Raw genomic sequence first — 22,122 nt, 5'->3', positions numbered from 1 at the left:
AATTGCCACAGGTTACAGTATCATACACGCCAAGTTCGAGACTGCGCAGCGCAGTTTGCTCTAATGAATCAAGGGAGACGTGCTTTGGAAGATTACATTATCTGGTTTGACCACCTGGGAATGTCCGATGTTGACCGGGTTGGCGGTAAGAACGCCTCCCTCGGTGAAATGATCAGTAATCTTGCCAATGCGGGTGTTACCGTTCCCGGTGGTTTTGCCACCACGGCCCACGCCTACCGTGAATTCCTCGCTACTGACGGTCTGAAAGACAAAATCGACCAGGCGCTGGACGCCCTGGACGTGAACGACGTCAATGAGCTGGCGAAAGTGGGCGCGCGGATCCGTCAGTGGGTGATCGACACTCCGTTCCCGGATGCTCTGGATAAAGCGCTGGCAGACAATTACGCCAAACTGCGCGATGGCAACGACCACATGGCAGTGGCCGTGCGGTCGTCCGCCACCGCGGAAGATCTGCCCGATGCCTCGTTTGCCGGCCAGCAGGAAACCTTCCTGAACGTGGTGGGTCTGGAGCAGGTGCGCACATCGGTGAAAGAAGTGTTTGCATCGCTGTTTAACGACCGCGCGATTTCCTACCGGGTGCACCACGGCTTTGATCACAAGCTGGTGGCGCTGTCTGCGGGCATTCAGAAGATGGTGCGCAGTGAAACAGCGGCCAGCGGTGTGATGTTTACCCTGGATACCGAATCCGGCTTCCGCGATGTGGTGTTCGTAACCGGTTCCTACGGCCTCGGCGAAACCGTGGTGCAGGGTGCGGTAAACCCGGATGAGTTCTACGTCCACAAGCCGACACTTGCGGCTGGTCGCCCTGCGGTTCTGCGCCGCAACCTGGGTAGCAAGGCCATCAAGATGATCTACCACACCAGCCCGGGCGAGGGTCAGTTTGTGGAAACCGTGAAGGTGGAGCAGGAAGACCGTAACCGTTTCTGCATCACCGATGCCGAAGTGGAAGAGCTGGCCAAACAAGCCATGATCATCGAAAAGCATTACCAGCGCCCGATGGACATCGAGTGGGCGAAAGACGGCGACGACGGCCGCATCTACATCGTTCAGGCGCGCCCGGAAACTGTCAAGAGCCGCGCCTCTGCCAACGTGATGGAGCGTTACCTGTTGAACGAAACCGGCAAGGTGCTGGTGGAGGGGCGCAGTATCGGCCACAAGATCGGCAGCGGTCCGGTCAAGATTGTGAACAGCATCAATGAGATGGACCGGGTCCAGCCAGGCGATGTACTGGTCACCGACATGACCGATCCGGACTGGGAGCCGGTCATGAAGCGGGCCTCCGCCATTGTGACGGATCGCGGCGGGCGCACCTGCCACGCCGCCATCATCGCCCGCGAACTGGGTATTCCGGCGGTGGTGGGTTGTGGTGACGCCACCGAAGTGCTGAAAGACGGCCAGGCCGTGACGGTTTCCTGCGCGGAAGGCGACACCGGCATGATCTACGAGGGCGCGCTGGACTTCGAATTGCGGGAAAACACCGTGGACTCCATGCCGGCTATTCCGTTCAAAATCATGATGAACGTCGGCAACCCGGACCGGGCGTTTGATTTTCAGGCACTGCCCAACGAAGGGGTGGGGCTGGCCCGTCTGGAGTTCATCATCAACCGCATGATCGGTGTGCACCCGAAGGCATTGCTGAACTTCGACGGCCTGCCGCGTGACATCAAGCAAACCGTTGAGAAGCGCATTTCAGGCTACGATTCCCCGGTGGATTTCTACGTGGACAAGCTGGTGGAGGGCATTTCCACCCTGGCGGCTGCATTTGCGCCGAAGAAGGTGATTGTTCGGCTGTCGGACTTCAAGTCCAACGAATACGCCAACCTGATCGGCGGCACGCTGTACGAGCCGGATGAAGAAAACCCGATGCTGGGCTTCCGTGGCGCCTCCCGCTACATTTCCGAAACCTTCCGTGACTGCTTCGAGCTCGAGTGCCGTGCCCTGAAAAAGGTGCGCAACGAGATGGGTCTGACCAACGTGGAAGTGATGGTGCCGTTTGTGCGCACCGTTGGTGAAGCGGAACAGGTGGTCAGCCTGCTGGCGGAAAATGGTCTCAAGCGTGGCGACAACGGACTGCGCGTGATCATGATGTGCGAGCTGCCGGCCAACGCCATTCTGGCGGATCAGTTCCTGGAGCATTTTGATGGCTTCTCCATCGGCTCCAACGATCTGACCCAGCTTACCCTCGGTCTGGACCGGGATTCCGGCATCATCGCGCACCTGTTTGATGAGCGTAACGATGCGGTCAAGGCTCTGCTGTCCAACGCCATCCAGGCCTGCAAGAAAGCCAACAAATACATCGGCATTTGCGGGCAGGGTCCGTCGGACCATCCGGATCTGGCCAAGTGGCTGATGGATCAGGGGATCGATACGGTGTCACTGAACCCGGATTCGGTACTGGATACCTGGTTCTTCCTGGCCGACGAGAAGATCGACTGAATTCATTTCCCGGAGAAGGAGAGTAACAACGTGACGGATATCATAACCCCGGACCTGTGTGACGAATTTCCGGAAGTGCTGGTCGCTGAGCCCGGCTTCAACAACTACGGCGGTATCAAGGCCTTTGGCGGTGAGATCGTGACCGTAAAATGCTTTGAAGACAACTCCGTGGTAAAGGAGCAGGTGGGTCTACCGGGCAACGGCCGGGTCATGGTGGTGGACGGTGGTGCGTCGAAGCGCCACGCACTGCTGGGTGATATGCTGGCAGAAAAGGCCGCGAGCAACGGCTGGGCCGGCCTGATCATTTATGGCTGCGTGCGCGATGTGGAGGAAATCGGCAACACTGCACTGGGCGTGCAGGCGCTGGGAACCTTTCCGCGCAAGAGCGAAAAACGCGGCCTGGGGGATCTGAACGTGCCGGTGACCTTCCACGGTGTGACCTTTCAGCCCGGTCACTACGTGTATGCCGACAACAATGGCATTATCGTGTCCGAGAAGCCGCTGGTCTGATGCGTGTCAGAGAGCGGTAATACCAACAAAAACGGCGGCCAATGGCCGCCGTTTTTGTGTCAGCGGGTAACTTCGCTGATGTTGGCCCCGAGCAGAAAGCCCTCGCCGTCAGGTTCGCAGCGAACCACCTCGCAGACCGTTTCCAGTGGTGGAAACTGATCGCTGGTGGGGCGGAGCACCGTTTTCAGCTCTTCGCCGACCACCACCGGGCGGTCAACGTACAACTGCATGCCGGCGGCGCTCAGGTCGCGGCAGGTGCCGATAAACGTTTCACCTTTGCTGTTGGTGATTTCGATCTCGGAGTTCACCTGCATGCGATGGAAATCGCGCTTTTCCGAATAATCTTTCATAGAGTTACGCCCAGTTATCGGTTTTTCTTGTTGGTTTGAGCATTGGAATAATCAGGGCAAGCAGAACCCCGCCCAGCACCAGTGCAGCGCCCAGCAGCATGAAATCGGATTCCTTGCTGGCTTCAAGACGCTCGTTCTCGGCGGTGAGTACTTCCAGATCGTTCCGCAGTTTCTGGTTCTCTTCACGCAGTTCGCCATTTCGTTGCTGAAGATTCAGGGAATCAGCAGCCACTTCCTTGATGCGGCTCAGCTCCTGCTGCAATTGTTCCGTGCGGCCTGACAGTGACGTCTCGGAGTTGCGCAGTTCGTCCCGCTCTGCGGTGACTTCTTTCAGCTGCTCCCGGGTCTGGTTGAGCTCACTGCGTGCGCTCTCCAGGTTGCGGGTGGCACGCTGAAGAAGGTCTCGTGCAATGGGGGTATCGCTGAGGTATTGCGTCGACACCCAGCCATCGTTGCCTTTGGGGGTGCGCACCCGGGTGTAATTTTCGTTCTCACCTTCAAGAACTTGCAGCGCGGTGCCGCTGGGTACCGCATTTTCAATGATTCGGTATTGGGAGCCCGGGCCTGACCGGACCGGCAGGTAGAGCTGGTCATCGACGTACACGGTTCTCGCCTGGGCAACCGCTACGGAGGAGACGACAACGAGAACACTGAGAATGAGGCGAATGAGCGTCACGGGCTTTTTTCCTGAGTTTGGCGAGTGTCGGGCATAAGATTATAAGTGCGCAATTTTGTCACAGCTTTCCCTGCATTCAAGCGGCGTATTATTACAATACGCTCATGGACGCATTGCCTGGTTCACGGCAGAACGGCCTTGAACGGTTTAACCGTTACCTTCTGGTATACCCCGGCGTCTACGTAGGGGTCCGCGTCTGCCCAGCGCTGTGCGGCGTCCAGGGAATCGAATTCGGCGATGACCAGGCTGCCGGTGAAGCCGGCGTCTCCGGGCTCGGGGGTGTCCAGCGCCGGGTGAGGGCCCGCCACCAACAGCCGGCCCTCTGCTTTCAGCGCCTGCAGCCGCTCGATGTGAGCCGGGCGCGCGGTCTGGCGCAACGGCAGGCTGCTCTCCACATCTTCGCTGATGATGGCGTAGTACATAGGGTTCTCCGGAACGTTGTTTGGTACAGGCAATCCGTTGGCTGGTAAACTGCCAGCGTGTTTTGCCCTTTAGCTTCAGGAATGAATGTGACTATACCCCAAGAGTCTGTTTTCTGCATTGATCTGCATTGCCATAGCACCGCGTCAGACGGCGCGCTGCCGCCTGCGGAACTGGTGCGCCGGGCAGCCGGGAAGGGGGTCACTCACCTGGCGCTCACCGATCACGACACCATCGAGGGTTTGCCTGAGGCTCGCGCTGAGGCCGCGGCATCCGGTGTGCAACTGATCAACGGTACGGAACTGTCCTGCCTCTGGAAAACCCAGACCATCCACATCGTGGGCCTCGATTTTGACGGTGACAGCCCTGCTTTCCGGCAGGCGCTGGCGCGGCAGCATGAAAACCGCTGGGCGCGGGCACGGATGATCGTTGATCGACTGCAGAAGATCGGGGTGACGGACCTGCTGGACAAAGCCACGGCGGCGGCCGGCGGTGATGTGCCGGGCCGCCCGCATTTTGCCCGGGTTCTGGTGGATGAGGGAAAGGTGAAAGACAGCGCCCAGGCGTTCAAGCGCTACCTGGGAGCCGGTAAGCCGGGGGATGTCCGGGCGTTCTGGCCGGACCTTACAGAAGTGGTGCAGTGGATTACCGATGCGGGGGGCATTGCGGTTCTGGCCCATCCGCGCAAATACAAACTCACGGCCACCAAGCTGAGAAACCTCGTTCACGATTTCATCAGGGCAGGTGGGCGATCCATCGAGGTGTCTACCTCGGGGCAGTCCAGTGGTGATCTGGGTTTTCTGGCGGAATTGTGCCGAAGGCAGGAGCTACTGGCGTCCCAGGGCAGTGATTTTCACTTTCCCGGTGCCCCCTGGTGTGAGCTGGGCCATATCATGAAAATGCCAGACGGGCTGGAGCCGGTCTGGCATTATTTCAGAGAACCTGTGGGCTGTTCCGCGCCGGCTTAATCCGGGGCGTGATACAGCAGGTACAGGTCGGTCAGTGAGTCGGGAATAGCGTCCGCCATCTGTCGGGACAGCTTCTCGCTGTTACGGACATTCTGGAAGTCCTCATCCTCGAACAGACCCGAGAGGGTCAGCATCGGCACCAGCAGGTCGGCGGTTTCTTCCTCGCCACCCCCCTGCAACCACTCGTCTTCACTTTCCATAAACGTGTCAACGAAACCCGCACACCAGTTTTCCAGCGCGTTCATCGGGTCGCCGTCTTCCGGCTCAGGAAGTTCGAGGGGCTGCCCCATGTCCAGGGCGTGAGCCATGGCACGGGTCAGTTGACTGACGCACTGGCTGAAGATCTCCGGCACCTGACCGTCGGGAAGCTGGTCGCTTCCCGTGGCAAGGCGAAACATGTCTTCAGCGGTCAGCTCCACCGGTCCGACAACACTGGCACACACCACGCCGTGAAGCCCGAAAAAGTCCAGGGCATCATCACCCCAGGGCTCCGCAAACAGAATGTCTTCCAGTGCTTCGATGTCCGAATTGGATAGCATGCCTTAGTTGCTCCCGGCCTTTTTGGCCTCTTCCGCCGCTCGCTGACGTTTGCGAACTTCTCGCGGATCATTGTAGGCGCGTCCGGGCGTCACCGGTACATCCGGTGCCTTTTCAACGCTTGTAGGTTCGGCTGCTTTTTCCGGTTGCTTGCTTTCCGGGACTGGCTGCTTCGCAGGCGCTTCCGCCTTCGCTGCCGGTTCGGCCGCAGGCTTGGCGTTCTCTGGCTGCGGGGCTGGCTTTTCCGCTTTCGGTGCAGGCTGCTCCGCTTTGGCTTCGGGCTGCTCCGCTTTGGCGCCTGACTTTTCGGCTTTGGCAGCCGGCTGTTGCGGCTGGGCGTCTACTTTGGTGTCCGCCTTCGGCGCTGCCTTGGGCTTTCTCGCAGGAGCTGCCGGCTTGTCGGTGTCGGCCTTGGGCGTCTCCGGAGCCGCTTCGGCTTTCGCCGGCTTGGCAGGTTCGGCAGGTTTGGCTGGCTCTTCCGCGGGCTTGTCAGCGGGTTTGCTGGCTGCTTCCGGGGCCTCTGCCGATAGCTCTGACGGCTTGGTTTCCAGCTGTTTGGCAGGCTTGCTCTCAGCCTTGGCCTCGGTGTCAGCCACAGCTGCAGGCGTTGCCTTGGCGGCCTCAGGAGCTGAAGCTGGTTTCTGCGCCGGTTTGCTGTCGGCCTTGTCGTCGGCTTTAGCGTCGGTCTTTGCAGGCGCCTGCTCGGCCTTCGGTGCTTTCTCGGCTGGCTTGTCCTCGGCTTTTGGCGCTTGCACCGGCGTGGCCTGAGCTTCTGCAGCCTTGGGAGCGGCTTCGGCTTTCACGTCTGCTTTCGGTGCATCCTGGCGGTCCTCCGGATAGGTATCCTTCTGGTGCCGTTCACTGCGAGACGCTTTCCGATCGGCTGGAGTTGACGCCGGTGACTCGCTCGCAGAACCGTCACGGTTGCGGGAACGGCGCGGCTTGCGACGCTTTTCTTCACCACCGGTTTTCTCGGGTGCTGCCTTGGCGGCGTTGTCCGGCTTTTCGCGGTTGTCCTTCTGTTCCTTCTGATCCTTCGGGTCTTTCTGATCCCGTTGATCTTTCTGGTCCCGCTGAGGGCGATTGCGACCCTGGCCGCGACCCTGGCTCTGATTGCCACGACGGTTGTCACCGCCTTTATTTTCACCGTCCTTGTTGGCTGCGTTGCCGCCAGCACCGGAGCGGGTCTGCTGGCCGCCACGGTTCTGATCATCGCCACGATTGCGGTTACGATTGCGGTTTTCATCACCGCCACGATTCGGCTGACCACCCTGGCGGCGTTCATTGCCGCTGCGGTTGCCACTGCGGTCATCGTCGCGTGCTACGCGAGTTTTGCGGCGATCCTGACGACCCTGGGTACGGCGATCATCGCGGGCGCCCTGAGTTTTCGGCTTCTGTTCGCCTCCGGTTTCCGTTTCGCCGCTGAAGAAGCAGGCGATTTTGCGGCCGAGCTTGCGGAACAGACCTTCTTCCTGCTCGCTGGCCGGCTGTGCCGGTGCAGCGGCGGCTGCCGGTGCCGGGGCAGCAACGGGGCGAATGGCTTTCACGGCAGCCTGCTCGCGAACAGGCGGCTGGGCGTTGGGGGCCTGGAACACCTCCTCTTCGTGCTGGGCGTATTCCTCGGCGACCTGATAGCTGGACACGTGCTCGGCGCCGCTTTCGTCTTCACGCATACGCACGATTTCAAAGTGCGGGGTTTCCATGTGTGGTGCAGGCACAACCACGACGCTCACTTCCTGGCGACTCTCGATATCGGCAAGCTGCTTGCGCTTCTCGTTGAGCAGGAAGGTGGCGACGGCGACCGGCACGATGGCGCGGACCTCACCGGTCTTCTCTTTCGACGATTCCTCGTAGATCAGGCGCATGATGCTGAGCGCAAGGGATTCGATGCCACGGATGGTGCCCTGGCCTTCACAGCGCGGGCACACTTCACTGCGGGTTTCGCCGAGGGAAGGGCGCAGGCGCTGGCGGGACATTTCCAGCAGGCCGAAACGGGAGATCTTGCCGACCTGAACCCGGGCACGGTCAATTTCCAGAGCTTCGCGTACTTTTTGCTCCACTTCGCGCTGGTGTTTGGCCGGAGTCATGTCGATGAAGTCGATGACAATCAGGCCGCCCATGTCGCGCAGCCGCAGCTGGCGGGCGATCTCTTCCGCTGCTTCCAGGTTGGTCTGCAGCGCGGTTTCTTCGATGTCATGACCCTTGGTGGCACGGGAGGAGTTGATGTCGATAGACACCAGTGCCTCGGTGGGGTCGATCACAATCGAGCCACCGGAGGGCAGCTTCACTTCACGCTGGAAGGCGGTTTCGATCTGGCCTTCGATCTGGTAGCGGCTGAACAGCGGGATTTCATCCTTGTACAGCTTGATCTTGTTCTCGAAGGTTGGCATTACGGCACGGACGAAATTCAGCACATCTTCGTACACCGTGGGGGCGTCAATCAGCACCTCGCCAATGTCCTGGCGGAGGTAGTCGCGCACGGCGCGGATGATCACGTTGCTTTCCTGATGGATCAGGAAGGGCGCCTTGCGCTCACCAGCGGCCTGGGTGATGGCTTCCCAGAACTGCACCAGGTAATCCAGATCCCACTGAAGCTCTTCGCTGGTGCGGCCGATGCCAGCGGTGCGAACGATGATGCCCATGGATTTCGGTACCTGGACGTCGTTCATCGCTTCTTTCAGCTGGGCACGCTCGTCACCCTCGATGCGGCGGGAAATACCACCGGCGCGGGCGTTGTTGGGCATCAGCACCAGATAGCGGCCTGCCAGGGAAATGAAGGTGGTCAGGGCTGCGCCCTTGTTGCCGCGCTCTTCCTTGTCGACCTGAATGATGACTTCCTGGCCTTCAGATACCACATCCTTGATGTTGATCTTGCCTTCGATCTGGCCCGGGGATTTCTTGAAGTACTCCTTTGAGATTTCCTTCAGGGGCAGGAAGCCGTGCCGATCCGCACCGAAGTCGACGAAAGCGGCTTCAAGGCTGGGCTCTACACGGGTAATGCGACCCTTGTAGATGTTGGCTTTTTTCTGCTCACGGGAGCTGGATTCGATGTCGAGATCAAACAGACGCTGGCCGTCAACGAGGGCGACGCGCAACTCTTCAGGGTGAGTTGCATTGATTAGCATTCTTTTCATGGAAAGAAAGGTTTCCTGTCGTTTGGTTTGGACAGAAAACCGGGGGGAGATGCATCTGCGAAGCAGAACGTGCGTGCCGCGGGCCTCCTACTACAGAAGCAAGCCGGCGGCCAGACGGATCAGGCTTTTCCGGGTAGCTGCCCCGAAAGCCTGAGACCACCGCCGACGGTCCGACTGCCAGAGGGCAGGGAGAAGTCGTGTAAGGTAAGTGTCTGTTGACGCATGTTATCCGTTTTCAGGTTCACACTGGTGCCTGGGTCTCACGTCGTATTCGTAAGCTGGACGGCCCGGCCCTGCGTGCTGGTAATGATTCTTCGCGATGTCGCCCGACGGTTTTCCGTACGGTTGTTTTCGCTCTCCCGGGATCCGGTTGTAGGCCTGTTATTGACCTGCCGTGATGGCCGGGGAGCATTTTAATCGCCGCGCCCGCTAATGATTGGGCCTGCGGCGTTCAAACTCTCAAATAGTGTCGGTATACTTCTGCCGCTCCGGCTTCTGACTCAAATGGTCAGGCCGTAGACAAACGGCAAAGCACGCCGGAATATAACAGTATTCTGTCAGGGCTTCAATCCCGCAGTTCTGCCATCGATAAGGTATTCATGACCAAAGCTCCCAGAAACAGGCAGGCGCCGCGCTCTGCGCCCAGGCGAGGCGGCGTTGCCCAGGATCACAAGCCGAGAACCGGAAGCCGGCCCCAGCGGTCGTCAGCGCCTGCGGATACGCGGGCCGCGGAGCCCGCAAGGGAGGTTCGGGAGGGCGTGCGTCACGTATCCGTGGAGGAAGACAACGAAGGTCAGCGGTTGGACAATTTCCTGCTTGCCCAGTTGCGGGGTGTGCCCAAAAGCATCATTTACCGGGTGATTCGCAAGGGCGAGGTGCGGGTCAACAAGGGCCGGGTGAAGCCGGATACCCGCCTCAAGGCCGGTGACAATGTGCGTATCCCTCCCATCACCGTCAAGGAGAAACCGCAACAGGTTGCGCCGGGTTCCCGCGTGCAGACGGTCATGGAAGCTGCCGTGGTGTTCGAAAACGAGCAGATGCTGGTGGTTAACAAGCCTGCGGGTATCGCCGTGCACGGCGGCAGTGGTCTGAGCTTCGGGCTGATCGAGGTGCTGCGCTCGGCACGACCGGAGGCTCGTTTTCTTGAGCTGGTTCATCGCCTCGACCGCGATACGTCAGGGCTGGTGATGGTGGCAAAGAAGCGCTCCGCGCTGCGCTACCTGCAGGACGAGCTTCGCCATAAACGCATCCGCAAGCATTATCATGCGCTGGTGGCGGGAAGTTGGCCTGCGTCGGTCAATCGCGTCGAGGAGCCGCTGCTGCGCTATGAAATGCCCAACGGTGAGCGCCGGGTTCGGGTGGATGAAGAAGGCAAGGCGTCGCTGACCCTGTTCCGTTGTCTCTCGGCGTTTGAAGGCTACAGCTTGATGGAGGCTTCGCCGGTGACCGGTCGAACCCACCAGATTCGGGTTCATGCCATGTGGGCAGGTCATCCGATTGCCGGGGACGACAAGTATATGGATGATGGCAGCCTGAAAGCGTTTCGGGCGGCCGGCGGGCAGCGGCTGATGCTGCACGCGCGGGCTCTTGAATTCTCGTTGCCGGTGAGCGGCGAGCCGGTGCGACTGGAAGCACCCTATGACGAGGCCTTCCAGCATGTGCTGGCGAGGTTGGCGGCCCGCCAACAATCAGGCCGATAGGCTGCCTGCGGGTTGTGCGCAGGTTGGTACAACAGGAACCGATCTATGGATGTGAAAGTCGTCATATTCGACTGGGATGGCACGCTGGTAGATTCCGTGGAGCACATTGCGGACAGTCTTCATCAGGCCGCGACTGAACTGGGTTACCCCGCGCTCGAGCGGGAGGCCTACCGGGATATCATTGGCCTTGGCATGGTCGAGGCTCTGGAGAAATTGTATCCGGGCATCAGTCGCGAGCAGATGAACACCATTCGCGAGGGCTACGGTCGATATTTCTTCTCCAAGGGAACCACCCCGCAGAATGTCTTTGACGGCATGGCGGAGGTTGTTTCTGATATCCGGGCTGGCGGCCGCGGCTGTTCTGTGGCGACCGGCAAGAGCCGCAAAGGCCTGGAAGGGGCGTTGGTGTCGAGCGGCCTGGGACCTCATTTCGAGATTACCCGTTGCGCCGATGAGACCCGCTCCAAGCCCCACCCCGCGATGCTGCAGGAAATTCTGGCGTTCTACGGCATCAAGCCCGCCGAGGCGGTGATGATTGGTGATACCCGCTACGATCTCGAGATGGCGCAGCGCATTGGCATGCCGTCGATCGGCGTTGAGTGGGGCGTGCATAAGCGGGATGTTCTGGGGCATTATGCGCCCCATGCGATCGTGGACTCGGTCCCGGATTTGCGGGAAGTGTTGGGTCTGTGATGCCTGTCGGATGTAATAAGGAAACAGGGTATGAGTGACTGGAATTCGGATGACAAGCCAGAGTGGGGAGATGAGCCTGCACCGGCGCCCCAGTCCGGGAAGCGTGGGAAGCCCAATCTGCCGCCGGAGACCGGTCGCGACTGGAAGCTGATCGAAAAGCTGGTGCTGTCGCTGCAGTCCGAGCAGCGCAAGAGTCGCCGTTGGGGGATCTTTTTCAAGTTTCTGACCTTCGGCTATCTGTTTCTGCTGGTGCTTTTATTCCGTTTTCCGCTTGGAGAAAGTCTGGAGGCGACCACAGGACAGCACACGGCGCTGGTTGAAATCAACGGTCTGATTGCCGCCGATGAGTTGGCCAGTGCTGACAATATCGTGGGCTCCCTGCGCAAGGCCTTTGAAGCCGATAATTCCGTGGCGGTGGTTCTGCGTATCAACAGCGGTGGCGGCAGCCCGGTGCAGTCCGGCTATGTGTATGACGAGATTCAGCGTCTGCGGGGCGAGTACCCCGACAAGAAAGTCTATGCCGTGATTTCCGATGTGGGTGCCTCCGGAGCGTATTACATCGCTGCTGCCGCGGACGAGATTTACGCGGACAAGGCCAGTCTGGTGGGCTCCATCGGAGTGGTGGCCGGTGGCTTCGGGTTTACCGACGCCATGGAAAAAATCGGCGTGGAGCGTCGGCTTTATACCGCGGGTGAGAACAAAGCGTTTCTGGATCCATTCTCGCCGGAAGACGGCGATGAAGTGGCGTTCTGGCAGGACGTGCTGGAGACTACCCATCAGCAGTTTATTGAAAAGGTGCGTGAAGGCCGTGGCGACCGGCTTTCCGATGACGAACGGCTGTTTTCGGGGCTGGTCTGGAGCGGCGAGCAGGCCCTTGAGCTGGGCCTGGTGGACGGACTTGGCAGTGCCTCACACGTGGCGCGTCAGGTGGTCGGTCAGGAGGATCTGGTTGACTACAGTCGCCGCAAGTCGCCGTTCCAGGACATTGTCGATCAGTTCGGAGTATCGGTCGGCAGCGGATTGGCCAATCGCCTGATGGAGGCCCGCTTCGAGTTGCGCTAGGGTTCAGTCTGTCAGCAGCGGGTTCAGGTTCCAGTTGCGAAGCAGATCGATCAGCGCGATCAGCGGTAATCCAACCAGACTGTTCGGGTCCCGGCCCTCCAGGGACTCGAACAGCGCTATGCCAAGCCCTTCCATCTTGAAGCTTCCGGCGCAATCGTACGGTGTTTCACGCTCCAGATATTGTTCGATCTCTTTGTGGGTCAGGGTGCGGAAGTGCACCTGAAACGGCTCGCAGTGGGTCTGGAGGGCGCCCGTGTCGGCGTCGAGTAGCGCCAGGCCGGTCAGGAACGAAACCGTTTGGCCGCTGCTGCGGGAGAGCTGACGAACCGCCTGTTCATGGCTGCCGGGTTTGCTCAGTTGTGTCCCGTCGGGCAGGCAGGCCACCTGATCGGAGCCGATGATCCAGTGTCCGGGATGGCTCGGGGCGAGAGCCTGGGCCTTTTGTTGCGCCAGGCGGATGGCCAGGTGATGCGGGGATTCCCCGACGGCGGGGGTCTCATCGATGTCCGGGCTGGCGGTGACAAATGGCATTCCGAGCCTTTGCAACAATGCCTTGCGATAGGGGGAAGAGGACGCCAGAAGCAGTGGTCGGGAAGTCATGAAGTTGCCTGATTGATCCGGCCTGTGCCGGGAATGATCGTTGAATACCCCTATTCATACCGGAAGCGCGTCGTAAAAGGCAATGAAGTCTTTGACAGCGGGCGGTCCGCCCCCTAAAATTGCGCGCCTATGTCAAAAGCGTCAAACGCCGAGTTGCCCAGAGCTGTCGATCCTTACCGGTTGGCGGAGCAGAACACTGTGTTGGAGGGAGATATTCCTCTGATCGGATTGCCTCGTTTCCGCGAAGTGGTTTTTGGGTTTGATGATGGGGCGGTGTGCCGGGTTCGGCTGTCGTTTACCATGGACAGCCAGCGTCGTCGCATTGTGTCGGGTGAGTTGCAGGTCCCGGTTGATCTGGAATGCCAGCGGTGCATGAACCCCATGCGCGAGACGCTGACATCCGATTTTACCCTGGGGCTGGTCACCAGTGATGAGCAGGCGCAGCAGTTGCCAAAAGAGCTGGAACCGTTCCTGACGGACGACTTCAGCGCAGACCTCTGGTCGATGTGCGAAGACGAGCTGCTGCTGGTGCTGCCACCGTTCCCGCTCCATGAGCGGAACGCGTGCCCGGCACGGGAAGATCTCGAAGCTTACGAGCCTGAATCCGAGCCCGCAAAGCCGGAAACGCCCTCAGGCGAGAACCCGTTCAGCGTGCTGGCGGGTCTCAAGACAAAGAAGCATTAACCGGGCGCGGTGACCTGCGGGACGCCAGCGCGATATGAATGAACACACGTTACTGTTTTAGTTTACGTTAACAGGTCAGGAGCATAATCATGGCTGTACAGAAAAACCGAAAGACCCGTTCAAAGCGTGGCATGCGCCGTTCACACGACGCCCTGAGCGCCGCAGCTCTGTCCACCGACAGCACTACTGGTGAAGTTCATCGTCGTCACCACGTGTCTCCGGACGGTTTTTACCGTGGCAAGCAGGTAATTGAAGCGCGCGACGAGTAAATCGTTGCAATCAGGCCGTAGCCCAGTGCAGGACGTAAAACCGGTGACGCCCGTCACCGTTGCGATCGACGCCATGAGCGGCGACCGCGGAGCGGCTGTTGTTGTTGCCGCGGCCCTGGATGCGGTCCGTGAAAACGAAGCCTTGAGTCTCATTCTGGTTGGAATCAGGAGCGAGCTCGAGGCTTTGTTGCATCCGGGCCATGCCCGAATTCGCATTGCGGAAGCGGCGGATGTGGTGCGGATGAATGAAAGGCCCTCTCATGCCCTGCGGCACAAGCGCAACTCGTCCATGGCGGTGGCGCTCGGACTGGTCCGGGACGGTGAGGCCCGTGGTTGCGTCAGTGCTGGTAATACCGGCGCATTGATGGCCTTTGGCCGTTCTATCATCCGGATGTATCCGGGAATCGAGCGTCCTGCCATTTCCAAGCTGATTCCTTCTCTGCGTGGCCGTTGTCATGTGCTGGACCTGGGTGCCAATGTCGATTCCACTGCGGAGAATCTCTACCAATATGCGCTGATGGGGTCGCTGATGGCGTCGGCCATCTGCGCCCAGCCTGAACCGCGGGTGGCGCTCCTCAACGTGGGTGAGGAAGAGATCAAGGGTAATGAGCAGGTGCGACTGGCCTCCCACATGTTGGCCCAGTGCGACACCATCAATTACATCGGCTACGTGGAGGGCAGTGACCTGTTCCGCGATGTGGCGGATGTCGTAGTGTGTGACGGGTTTGTCGGCAATATTGCGCTTAAGACCGGTGAGGGTGTAGCCGGCCTGCTTATCGAGCTGATGGAGCAGGCGTTCAGCCGAACGCTGTATGGCCGCTTTGTGGGTTTGCTGGCCCGGCCCATCATCGGGCGTCTGCTGCAGTTGATGGATCCTTCCCGGCATAACGGCGCCAGCCTGCTGGGACTGCAGGGCGTTGTCATCAAGAGCCACGGCAATGCCAATGAGCGTGCCATGCTGGCAGCCATCCGTCAGGCGGTGAAGGAAGTCGAGCTTGACGTGCCCCAGCGGATCAACGAGCGCCTCGACGATTTGATGATCTGATCCTGTCCGGAATCAGCCCTGAGACTAAAGTCTGCCCCTTCTGACCGGTACATTCGCCGGATCATGCCTTAAATTGTACTATTGGCTAATCTCCCGCAACCCCCCAATGACGATAAGATCCCGCTTATGAAATCAGCCTTTATTTTTCCCGGACAAGGGTCTCAGTCGGTTGGCATGTTGTCTGCCGCCGCCGAGCACTGGCCCATCATCGAACAGACCTTCGCGGAAGCGTCTCAACTTCTTGGTTACGACTTGTGGCAGCTGTGCCAGAAAGGCCCGGTAGAGGAGCTGAACCAGACCACGGTGACACAGCCCGCACTGCTGACGGCCAGTGTGGCTTTGTGGCGCCAGTGGTTTGTGGCAGGCGGCAGCAAGCCGGATTTTGTGGCGGGCCACAGTCTGGGCGAATACAGTGCGCTGGTCGCCGCCGAGAGCCTGAATTTCTTCGACGCCATCAAACTGGTGCGGTTGCGCGGTGAGTTGATGCAGACCGCAGTGCCAGCGGGTGAGGGCAAAATGGCCGCGATTCTCGGTCTGGAAGATGCGCACGTGATCGCGGCCTGTGAAGAAGCCGCAAAAGGTGACGTGGTGTCGGCAGTCAATTTCAACGCACCCGGCCAGGTTGTCATCGCCGGCTCGGCCGCCGCGGTGGATCGGGCTATCGAAGCCTGTAAGGCCAAAGGGGCCCGCAAGGCCATGCCGCTGCCGGTCAGCGTGCCTTCCCATTGTGCCCTGATGAAGGGCGCTGCGGCGGAGTTGGCCGAGGCGCTGGACGACGTCAGCTTTAACGATGCTGTCATACCGGTCATACAGAATGTTAACGCCTCAGCCGAGTCGGACTCCGCTACACTGAAAGCCAATCTGGTCAAGCAGTTGCATTCACCGGTACTGTGGGTCGACTCGGTACGCACACTGGTCGGCAAAGAGGTAAGCTGCGCAGTGGAGTGCGGTTCCGGCAAGGTGCTTGCCGGTCTTATCAAGCGTATCGACCGCAATCTGTCGGTGTATGGAATCGAGGAACCGGATGCGATCGCCAAGGCGCTGGATGCATTCGGACAGTCGTAAACAACAGGGAGCACCACATGTCTCTTGAAGGCAAAACCGCACTGGTCACCGGTGCAACCCGTGGTATTGGCAAAGCCATTGCGCGGGCATTGGCGGAACAGGGTGTCGAAGTGGTGGGAACCGCCACCAGCGCCGAGGGCGCCGAATCCATCACCGCAGCGCTGAAAGAAGCGGGTCTGAACGGTTACGGTATTGTCATGAACGTCGCCGATCCCGACAGCATAGAGGCGGGTCTGAAGGCCGTGACGGAAAAGTCTGGCGCGCCGTTGATTCTCGTCAACAATGCCGGCATCACACGTGATAACCTCCTGATGCGTTTGAAGGACGACGACTGGACATCGGTGCTGGAAACCAACCTTTCCAGCGTTTACCGGACCAGCAAGGCGGTGCTTCGTGGCATGGCAAAGGCCCGCTGGGGGCGCATTATCAATATCAGTTCCGTGGTGGCCGGTATGGGCAACCCGGGGCAAGGCAACTACTGTGCCGCGAAAGCCGGTGTTGAGGGCTTTACCCGCAGCCTTGCAAAAGAAATGTCGAATCGTGGCATCACCGCAAACTGTGTGGCGCCGGGGTTCATCGACACGGATATGACGCGAAAACTGGACGACAAGCAGCGTGAGGCTATGCTGGAAGTCATACCCGCGGGTCGTCTGGGTGAACCGGAAGAAGTTGCCGCTGTGGTGGCCTTCCTGGCGTCCGAACCGGCTGCTTACGTGACGGGGGAAACCATTCACGTAAACGGCGGCATGTACATGGGATAGGCCCGCGAACCGGGCTTGTGCGCAACTCCTTGTCGCACAACATGTTAGACAGAATCCCTGCTTGTTTGCAGGTAGGGTTTAAACTAAACTGGCAACACTTAGGTTGCTTGGTTGACACAAAAGTGAGGACATTATGAGTACAGTTGAAGAGCGCGTGAAGAAGATCGTTTGTGAACAGTTGGGCGTAAAAGAGTCCGAAGTTCAGAACTCATCTTCTTTTGTAGAGGATCTTGGCGCTGACTCACTGGACACCGTTGAGCTGGTCATGGCACTGGAAGAGGAATTCGAAACTGAAATTCCCGATGAAGAAGCCGAGAAGCTGGCCAGTGTTCAGGATGCAATCGACTACATCGTCGCGCACACCTGATACTCAGCACGTAGTATAAGCCAGGCCAGAAAGCCGTCCTTGGGTTGATTCGGAGGACGGCTTTTTTATTGGCTGACTTTCCGGTTCGATTGGCTTTTCGACATCACACCATCCACACCAGGTGAAAGGGGTTATGACAAAACGACGTGTTGTAATAACGGGCATGGGCATGCTGTCGCCGCTGGGGAACAGCGTCGAGTCCTCTTGGGAAGGAATCCGGGCAGGGCGGAGCGGTATAGGGATGATCGACCGTTTCGATGCTTCCGGCTACAACACCCGGATTGGCGGAGCCATCAAAGATCTGGACCTTGAGCCCTACTTGTCCACCAAGGACGCCCGCAAACTGGATGCCTTTATCCACTACGGCCTCATCGCGGCCCAGCAAGCAGTGGAAGCCAGTGGTCTCGAACTCTACACCGAGCTGGACAATGAGCGGGTGGGCGTGGCCATCGGGTCCGGGATTGGGGGCCTGGAATTCATCGAGAAGAGTGTGTTGGCCATGGACAAGTCCGGTCCCCGCAAGGTGTCACCATTCTTTGTCCCCGCCTCGGTAATCAACATGATCTCCGGGAATGTGGCCATCCGTTTCGGTTATCGCGGTCCCAACATTGCCATCACCACGGCCTGCACCACCGGTACGCATAACATCGGCTACGCCGCCCGCACCATTGCCTATGGTGATGCGGATGTAATGCTGGCCGGGGGCTCGGAAATGGCCACCACCCGCACCGGCATAGCGGCGTTCTCCGCTGCCCGGGCCCTGTCGACCCGCAATGACGAGCCGGAAAAAGCAAGCCGGCCGTGGGACCGCGAGCGTGATGGCTTTGTACTCAGTGACGGTGCCGGTGTGATGGTGCTGGAGGATCTCGAGCACGCTCGTCGTCGCGGTGCCACCATCTACGGTGAGGTCATCGGGTTTGGTATGAGCGATGATGCCCACCACATCACCGCTCCGCCGGAGTCCGGCGAGGGCGCGGCCCGAGCCATGAAGAACGCGATTCGTGATGCGGGCATCCAGCCTGCAGACATCGGTTACATCAATGCCCATGGCACTTCGACCCAGGTCGGCGACGTGGCCGAGGTGGCTGCGGTAAAGCAGGTGTTTTCCGAGCACGCCGACAAGCTCGCCATGAGCAGTACCAAATCCATGACCGGGCACCTGTTGGGCGCTGCGGGGGCGGTAGAGGCCATTTTTTCTGTGCTGGCCATTCGCGACGGCGTGTTGCCGCCGACCATCAATCTGGACAATCCGGATGAAGGCTGTGATCTCGACTTCGTTGCCAGTGGCGCCAGAGAAGCCGATATCCGGATTGCCCTGTCGAATTCGTTCGGGTTTGGTGGTACCAACGGTACCCTGATCTTCCAGCGCTTCGAAGACTGATCCGCACCGATGAATCTGTACTGGGCAGATGACGCCGGCATTCCGGCAGCGGATCGCGGTCTCGCCTATGGCGACGGCCTGTTCGAGACCATTCGCATGCACGGAAGCGGTGGGGTTCTGCTGTCCGGTCATGTGGCGCGGATGGTGGCCGGTGCGGCTGTCTTGGGAATTCCGCTGACCGAGTCTGATGTGCGGGGCGTGATTCGTCAGGCCTCCGGTCGATACGGGGGCGCTTACGGTGCCTCCGGATGGGTGCTTAAACTGGTGCTGACCCGCGGTGCCGGTGGCCGTGGCTACCGGCCAACGGCCGATCTGGTTCCGACCATGGTGGTGTCTGCCGCGGCGTTGCCTCACCATCCGGGTCATGACGGAGTCATGGCTGCGCAGTCTGCGTTTCCCCTGACCGTCAACCCTCTGCTGGCAGGCATCAAGACGCTGAATCGTCTCGAACAGGTGATGGCCAGCCGCGAGCTGACCGGTGACCTTTACGAGATGATCATGACCAATCCGGCGGGAGACCTTGTTGAGGGCACCCGCACCAATCTGCTGGTCAGAACCTCGCAGGGCTGGTTGACCCCGCCGGTGTCGCAACTGGCGGTGGCCGGCGTGATGCGGGATCACGTGGTGCAAACCCTGGAGCGGGGCGGGGAGCCTGTAGAGCAGGGCGCCGTTGCCCCCTCGGCGCTGGATCCGGACCGTTGTCAGGGCCTGTTCCTGATGAACAGCCTGATTGGCGTGGTGCCGGTTCGCGGATTGGACGGCCGGGATTTGCCAGTGGACAGCGCTCTTGCGACAATCTTCAACCCTCTCGATCTAGTGGAAACCCAGGTTTGATCCGGAAGCTATTGATATCCGTTGTTTGTCTCGTGGTACTGGCCGCTTCAGGTGGCGCGTTGTGGGTGTGGCAGGGTCTGGAAACCCTCGATGCGCCCATGAGGCTGCAGGAGCCGGTCCTGTTCGACGTGCCCCAGGGCACCAGCTTTGGTCAGTTGGCGCGCCAGTTTGAGGCTGAGGGCTTTTTGCCCGATGCCCTGTGGCTGCGTGTGCACGGCCGTCTCCATCCGGAGGAGGCTCGAATCAAGGCCGGTGAGTATGAGGTGACCGATGGCATGAGCGCGCGGGATTTGCTCGCGAAGCTGGTGGCCGGCGACACCAAGCAATGGTCTATCCAGTTTATTGAAGGCTGGACCTTTCAGGATATGCGCCAGGCGCTGGCGAACAGTGAGCGGCTGAGCAAGGAAACCACCGACTGGAGTGATGAGGAGATCATGACCGCGGTGGGGGCCGAAGGAGAGGACCCTGAGGGCCGTTTCTTTCCGGATACCTATTCGTTCACCAGCAATGACACCGACCTGGACATGCTGCGCCGCGCCTTCGAGCGCCTGAACAACATACTTGAGGCAGAGTGGGAGAAGCGCGCGGAAGGGCTGCCCTACGAATCCCCCTATGAGGCGCTGATCATGGCTTCCATCGTGGAGCGGGAGACCGGCGCACCCCATGAGCGCGGGCAGGTCGCGGGTGTTTTCGTGCGGCGCCTTGAGAAGGGTATGCGCTTGCAAACCGATCCGACCGTTATCTACGGCATGGGCGATAGCTACATTGGCCGCATTACCCGCAAGGATCTGCAGAAATACACGCCCTATAATACCTACCGCATTGACGGCTTGCCACCGACGCCCATCGCGCTGGCGGGGAAAGAGGCGATCCATGCGGCACTCAACCCGGAGGACGGCGACAGTCTCTATTTTGTCGCCCGCGGTGACGGTACCCACAAGTTTTCCCGAACGCTCAGTGAGCACCAGAAGGCGGTAAGGGAATTTCAGCTCAATCGTCGTTCCGATTATCGCTCGTCGCCGGCACCGGCGGTGTCCGAGGACAACCCATGAGCCGGCGCGGCCTGTTCATTACTTTCGAGGGCACCGAGGGCGTCGGCAAGTCGACCCAGTTGCGCACGGCGGCCGACACGCTGGAAGCGCTGGGCATTGACTGTGTAGTGACCCGGGAGCCTGGTGGTACCCCGATGGCGGAAGCCATTCGTGAGTTGCTGCTGACGCCGCGGGACGAACCGGTGAACGACATCACCGAATTGTTGCTGATGTTCGCCGCCCGGGCGCAGCACTTGCACACCCGCATCCTGCCCGAGCTCGATGCTGGCCGCTGGGTGTTGTGTGATCGGTTCACCGATGCCACCTTTGCCTACCAGGGCGGCGGGCGTGGTGTGCCGGAAGAGCGCATAGCGTTGCTGGAACACCTGGTTCAGGGTGAACTGCGGCCCGACCGGACCATTCTTCTGGATGCACCGGTAGAGACCGGTATGACCCGTGCCCGCCACCGTGGTGAGCTCGATCGTTTCGAGCAGGAAGCGGTGGATTTTTTCCAGCGCATTCGTGCGACCTACCTGCGGCGGGCCCATGGGGATCCTGTCCGCTATCAAATTGTTGATGCGGCCAGAGACCTGGATGTGGTCACCGCCGACGTCGCTGAGCGCCTTCGGACTTTGGTGGCCACGGCAGAGTGATGCCGGTGCTGCACACCCGAAATCGGACGTTCCCGGCCGTTTCGTGCAAACTCTGTTCATATCTGATTTAATCGGGCCACCAGATTGTTTTAATCCGGGATCCGGGTATGTTGAACGCACTCTTGTTGAAGCTTCCGACAGCGTCACACCAGCATTGCCATGAACACCATCAGATCGTGGTGGGTGTCAGGGGCGAGGCGGACCTGAGTGTCGACGGAACCGGGGCTCACCTTGACACCTGGCGTGCCTGCCTCGTGCCCACCGGCGCCCGTCACGATTACTGTGGCGACAACCAGAATCACGTTCTGGTAATCAATCTCGATCCCTACATGTCGGCCCTGACCAGCCCTGACCACGGCGACTACGAGCGCCTGGCGCCGTTGTTCGAACGGCCCAGAACCCTCGATATGGACAGCAAGCTTCAGGGGCTGGTGCAATTCGCCGCCGGCGAGTTTGACCGTGCCCCGACCAACGAGGGGATGAAACGCCATCTTGCCGGCAGCATCCTGCATTGCATGGCCGAGCGCTTGAACAACCAGCGTTCGGCGCCGGTTAATCGCCAGCTCATTCGCCCGGACACGATCCGTCGCTACATCATGGAAAACCTGCATCGCAAGATCACGGTTCACGACCTCGCCGGCGTCGCCTGCCTGAGTGTCAGCCGATTTCACGAGATGTTCCGTGAAGTGACCGGTGTTACCCCGCACCAGTTTCTGCTTAAAACGCGCCTGGACCAGGCCGCGCAATTGCTGGTGTCAACCGGGCTGTCGGTGTCTGAAGTCAGCTACCGGACCGGTTTTTCCTCTCAAAGCGCCCTCACCAATGCCCTGCGAAAACATAGGGGCACCTGTTAGTGGCCAATTAAAATGACCCACTACTGGCCATTTATTTTGACCCACCCCCGGGTGGCCGTCAGGCCACAGAA

Annotated in this window: 23 protein-coding genes; 17 read left to right on the top strand and 6 right to left on the bottom strand. The window is 59.8% G+C overall.

Features of this window, described 5'->3' with window-relative positions:
- Window positions 1-84: 84 nt before the first annotated feature.
- Window positions 85-2,457, top strand: a complete 2,373-nt coding sequence (gene ppsA, locus MLC70_RS15685; RefSeq protein WP_248185304.1) for a phosphoenolpyruvate synthase — start codon at window positions 85-87, stop codon at window positions 2,455-2,457.
- Between the two features lie 30 nt (window positions 2,458-2,487).
- Window positions 2,488-2,967, top strand: coding sequence for a ribonuclease E activity regulator RraA (gene rraA / locus MLC70_RS15680; protein WP_248185303.1), 480 nt, complete (start codon window positions 2,488-2,490; stop codon window positions 2,965-2,967).
- Window positions 2,968-3,026: 59 nt separating this feature from the next.
- Here rraA and MLC70_RS15675 read toward each other — a convergent pair whose 3' ends face one another.
- The 3 genes from MLC70_RS15675 to MLC70_RS15665 form a co-directional block, all read right to left on the bottom strand.
- The gene (locus MLC70_RS15675) at window positions 3,027-3,317 is read right to left on the bottom strand and encodes a PilZ domain-containing protein (RefSeq protein ID WP_248185302.1); all 291 of its coding nucleotides are present in this window, start codon (window positions 3,315-3,317) and stop codon (window positions 3,027-3,029) included.
- Window positions 3,318-3,321: 4 nt separating this feature from the next.
- Entirely contained in the window at window positions 3,322-3,993 is a 672-nt protein-coding gene (locus MLC70_RS15670) for a TIGR04211 family SH3 domain-containing protein (protein ID WP_248185301.1), read from the bottom strand.
- A gap of 122 nt (window positions 3,994-4,115) precedes the next feature.
- Window positions 4,116-4,415, bottom strand: a complete 300-nt coding sequence (locus MLC70_RS15665; RefSeq protein WP_248185300.1) for a YciI family protein — start codon at window positions 4,413-4,415, stop codon at window positions 4,116-4,118.
- Window positions 4,416-4,496: 81 nt separating this feature from the next.
- Between MLC70_RS15665 and MLC70_RS15660 the strand changes: the two genes are divergently transcribed.
- Complete coding sequence (locus MLC70_RS15660; protein WP_248185299.1) at window positions 4,497-5,381, top strand: PHP domain-containing protein; 885 nt, start codon at window positions 4,497-4,499, stop codon at window positions 5,379-5,381.
- Here MLC70_RS15660 and MLC70_RS15655 read toward each other — a convergent pair.
- The gene (locus tag MLC70_RS15655) at window positions 5,378-5,920 is read right to left on the bottom strand and encodes a YecA/YgfB family protein (RefSeq protein WP_248185298.1); all 543 of its coding nucleotides are present in this window, start codon (window positions 5,918-5,920) and stop codon (window positions 5,378-5,380) included. The two genes, MLC70_RS15660 and MLC70_RS15655, sit on opposite strands and share 4 nt — an antisense overlap.
- A 3-nt stretch (window positions 5,921-5,923) precedes the next feature.
- The gene (gene rne, locus MLC70_RS15650; RefSeq protein ID WP_248185297.1) at window positions 5,924-9,052 is read right to left on the bottom strand and encodes a ribonuclease E; all 3,129 of its coding nucleotides are present in this window, start codon (window positions 9,050-9,052) and stop codon (window positions 5,924-5,926) included.
- Between the two features lie 599 nt (window positions 9,053-9,651).
- Between rne and rluC the strand changes: the two genes are divergently transcribed.
- The 3 genes from rluC to MLC70_RS15635 are packed head-to-tail and all read left to right on the top strand — an operon-like array spanning window position 9,652 to window position 12,507.
- Window positions 9,652-10,752: a 23S rRNA pseudouridine(955/2504/2580) synthase RluC gene (gene rluC, locus MLC70_RS15645; RefSeq protein WP_282448498.1), complete on the top strand. Its 1,101-nt coding sequence runs from the start codon at window positions 9,652-9,654 to the stop codon at window positions 10,750-10,752.
- Between the two features lie 45 nt (window positions 10,753-10,797).
- Entirely contained in the window at window positions 10,798-11,445 is a 648-nt protein-coding gene (locus MLC70_RS15640; RefSeq protein WP_248185295.1) for an HAD family hydrolase, read from the top strand.
- A gap of 30 nt (window positions 11,446-11,475) precedes the next feature.
- Window positions 11,476-12,507 (top strand): S49 family peptidase, encoded by a 1,032-nt coding sequence (locus tag MLC70_RS15635; protein ID WP_248185294.1) that lies wholly within the window; start codon window positions 11,476-11,478, stop codon window positions 12,505-12,507.
- Between the two features lie 3 nt (window positions 12,508-12,510).
- Here the strand turns inward: MLC70_RS15635 and MLC70_RS15630 are convergent, their stop codons facing one another.
- Window positions 12,511-13,107, bottom strand: coding sequence for a Maf family protein (locus tag MLC70_RS15630; protein ID WP_248185293.1), 597 nt, complete (start codon window positions 13,105-13,107; stop codon window positions 12,511-12,513).
- 129 nt (window positions 13,108-13,236) lie between these two features.
- Here MLC70_RS15630 and MLC70_RS15625 point away from each other — a divergent pair, with 129 nt between their 5' ends.
- The 11 genes from MLC70_RS15625 to MLC70_RS15575 all read left to right on the top strand — a co-directional run bounded on the left by MLC70_RS15625 (window position 13,237) and on the right by MLC70_RS15575 (window position 22,051).
- The gene (locus tag MLC70_RS15625) at window positions 13,237-13,791 is read left to right on the top strand and encodes a YceD family protein (protein ID WP_248185292.1); all 555 of its coding nucleotides are present in this window, start codon (window positions 13,237-13,239) and stop codon (window positions 13,789-13,791) included.
- Window positions 13,792-13,880: 89 nt separating this feature from the next.
- Complete coding sequence (rpmF, locus tag MLC70_RS15620) at window positions 13,881-14,060, top strand: 50S ribosomal protein L32 (RefSeq protein ID WP_248185291.1); 180 nt, start codon at window positions 13,881-13,883, stop codon at window positions 14,058-14,060.
- Window positions 14,061-14,103: 43 nt separating this feature from the next.
- Window positions 14,104-15,105: a phosphate acyltransferase PlsX gene (gene plsX, locus MLC70_RS15615; RefSeq protein ID WP_345799561.1), complete on the top strand. Its 1,002-nt coding sequence runs from the start codon at window positions 14,104-14,106 to the stop codon at window positions 15,103-15,105.
- Window positions 15,106-15,231: 126 nt separating this feature from the next.
- On the top strand, window positions 15,232-16,170 hold the full coding sequence (gene fabD / locus MLC70_RS15610; protein ID WP_248185290.1) for an ACP S-malonyltransferase: 939 nt from the start codon (window positions 15,232-15,234) through the stop codon (window positions 16,168-16,170).
- Window positions 16,171-16,187: 17 nt separating this feature from the next.
- The gene (gene fabG, locus MLC70_RS15605; RefSeq protein WP_248185289.1) at window positions 16,188-16,931 is read left to right on the top strand and encodes a 3-oxoacyl-ACP reductase FabG; all 744 of its coding nucleotides are present in this window, start codon (window positions 16,188-16,190) and stop codon (window positions 16,929-16,931) included.
- 133 nt (window positions 16,932-17,064) lie between these two features.
- A complete protein-coding gene (gene acpP / locus MLC70_RS15600; protein WP_012136033.1) occupies window positions 17,065-17,298 on the top strand; it encodes an acyl carrier protein in 234 nt (77 codons plus the stop codon).
- A 133-nt stretch (window positions 17,299-17,431) separates the two neighbouring features.
- On the top strand, window positions 17,432-18,679 hold the full coding sequence (fabF, locus tag MLC70_RS15595) for a beta-ketoacyl-ACP synthase II (RefSeq protein WP_248185288.1): 1,248 nt from the start codon (window positions 17,432-17,434) through the stop codon (window positions 18,677-18,679).
- 9 nt (window positions 18,680-18,688) lie between these two features.
- Window positions 18,689-19,513 (top strand): aminodeoxychorismate lyase, encoded by an 825-nt coding sequence (gene pabC, locus MLC70_RS15590; protein ID WP_248185287.1) that lies wholly within the window; start codon window positions 18,689-18,691, stop codon window positions 19,511-19,513.
- Window positions 19,510-20,565, top strand: coding sequence for an endolytic transglycosylase MltG (gene mltG / locus MLC70_RS15585; protein ID WP_248185286.1), 1,056 nt, complete (start codon window positions 19,510-19,512; stop codon window positions 20,563-20,565). Before pabC ends, mltG begins: the two co-directional genes overlap by 4 nt.
- On the top strand, window positions 20,562-21,197 hold the full coding sequence (tmk, locus tag MLC70_RS15580; RefSeq protein WP_248185285.1) for a dTMP kinase: 636 nt from the start codon (window positions 20,562-20,564) through the stop codon (window positions 21,195-21,197). Before mltG ends, tmk begins: the two co-directional genes overlap by 4 nt.
- Window positions 21,198-21,304: 107 nt before the next feature.
- A complete protein-coding gene (locus MLC70_RS15575) occupies window positions 21,305-22,051 on the top strand; it encodes a helix-turn-helix transcriptional regulator (protein ID WP_248185284.1) in 747 nt (248 codons plus the stop codon).
- The last annotated feature ends 71 nt before the right edge of the window (window positions 22,052-22,122 follow it).

Origin of the sequence: Marinobacter goseongensis (assembly GCF_023156235.1) — a bacterium.
Lineage (GTDB): Bacteria > Pseudomonadota > Gammaproteobacteria > Pseudomonadales > Oleiphilaceae > Marinobacter > Marinobacter goseongensis.
Note: the sequence above shows the minus strand (reverse complement) of the source record. Positions and strands in the feature narration are given on the sequence as shown.

Bases quoted from the DNA above. Each gene is read 5' to 3' on its own strand.
- pabC (WP_248185287.1), top strand. From the start codon at position 18,689: ATGAATCTGTACTGGGCAGATGACGCCGGCATTCCGGCAGCGGATCGC.
- MLC70_RS15640 (WP_248185295.1), top strand. From the start codon at position 10,798: ATGGATGTGAAAGTCGTCATATTCGACTGGGATGGCACGCTGGTAGAT.
- fabD (WP_248185290.1), top strand. From the start codon at position 15,232: ATGAAATCAGCCTTTATTTTTCCCGGACAAGGGTCTCAGTCGGTTGGC.
- MLC70_RS15665 (WP_248185300.1), bottom strand. From the start codon at position 4,415: ATGTACTACGCCATCATCAGCGAAGATGTGGAGAGCAGCCTGCCGTTG.
- rpmF (WP_248185291.1), top strand. From the start codon at position 13,881: ATGGCTGTACAGAAAAACCGAAAGACCCGTTCAAAGCGTGGCATGCGC.
- fabF (WP_248185288.1), top strand. From the start codon at position 17,432: ATGACAAAACGACGTGTTGTAATAACGGGCATGGGCATGCTGTCGCCG.
- MLC70_RS15675 (WP_248185302.1), bottom strand. From the start codon at position 3,317: ATGAAAGATTATTCGGAAAAGCGCGATTTCCATCGCATGCAGGTGAAC.
- MLC70_RS15635 (WP_248185294.1), top strand. From the start codon at position 11,476: ATGAGTGACTGGAATTCGGATGACAAGCCAGAGTGGGGAGATGAGCCT.
- MLC70_RS15630 (WP_248185293.1), bottom strand. From the start codon at position 13,107: ATGACTTCCCGACCACTGCTTCTGGCGTCCTCTTCCCCCTATCGCAAG.
- fabG (WP_248185289.1), top strand. From the start codon at position 16,188: ATGTCTCTTGAAGGCAAAACCGCACTGGTCACCGGTGCAACCCGTGGT.
- MLC70_RS15655 (WP_248185298.1), bottom strand. From the start codon at position 5,920: ATGCTATCCAATTCGGACATCGAAGCACTGGAAGACATTCTGTTTGCG.
- MLC70_RS15660 (WP_248185299.1), top strand. From the start codon at position 4,497: ATGAATGTGACTATACCCCAAGAGTCTGTTTTCTGCATTGATCTGCAT.
- tmk (WP_248185285.1), top strand. From the start codon at position 20,562: ATGAGCCGGCGCGGCCTGTTCATTACTTTCGAGGGCACCGAGGGCGTC.
- rne (WP_248185297.1), bottom strand. From the start codon at position 9,052: ATGAAAAGAATGCTAATCAATGCAACTCACCCTGAAGAGTTGCGCGTC.
- rluC (WP_282448498.1), top strand. From the start codon at position 9,652: ATGACCAAAGCTCCCAGAAACAGGCAGGCGCCGCGCTCTGCGCCCAGG.
- MLC70_RS15625 (WP_248185292.1), top strand. From the start codon at position 13,237: ATGTCAAAAGCGTCAAACGCCGAGTTGCCCAGAGCTGTCGATCCTTAC.
- MLC70_RS15575 (WP_248185284.1), top strand. From the start codon at position 21,305: ATGTTGAACGCACTCTTGTTGAAGCTTCCGACAGCGTCACACCAGCAT.
- acpP (WP_012136033.1), top strand. From the start codon at position 17,065: ATGAGTACAGTTGAAGAGCGCGTGAAGAAGATCGTTTGTGAACAGTTG.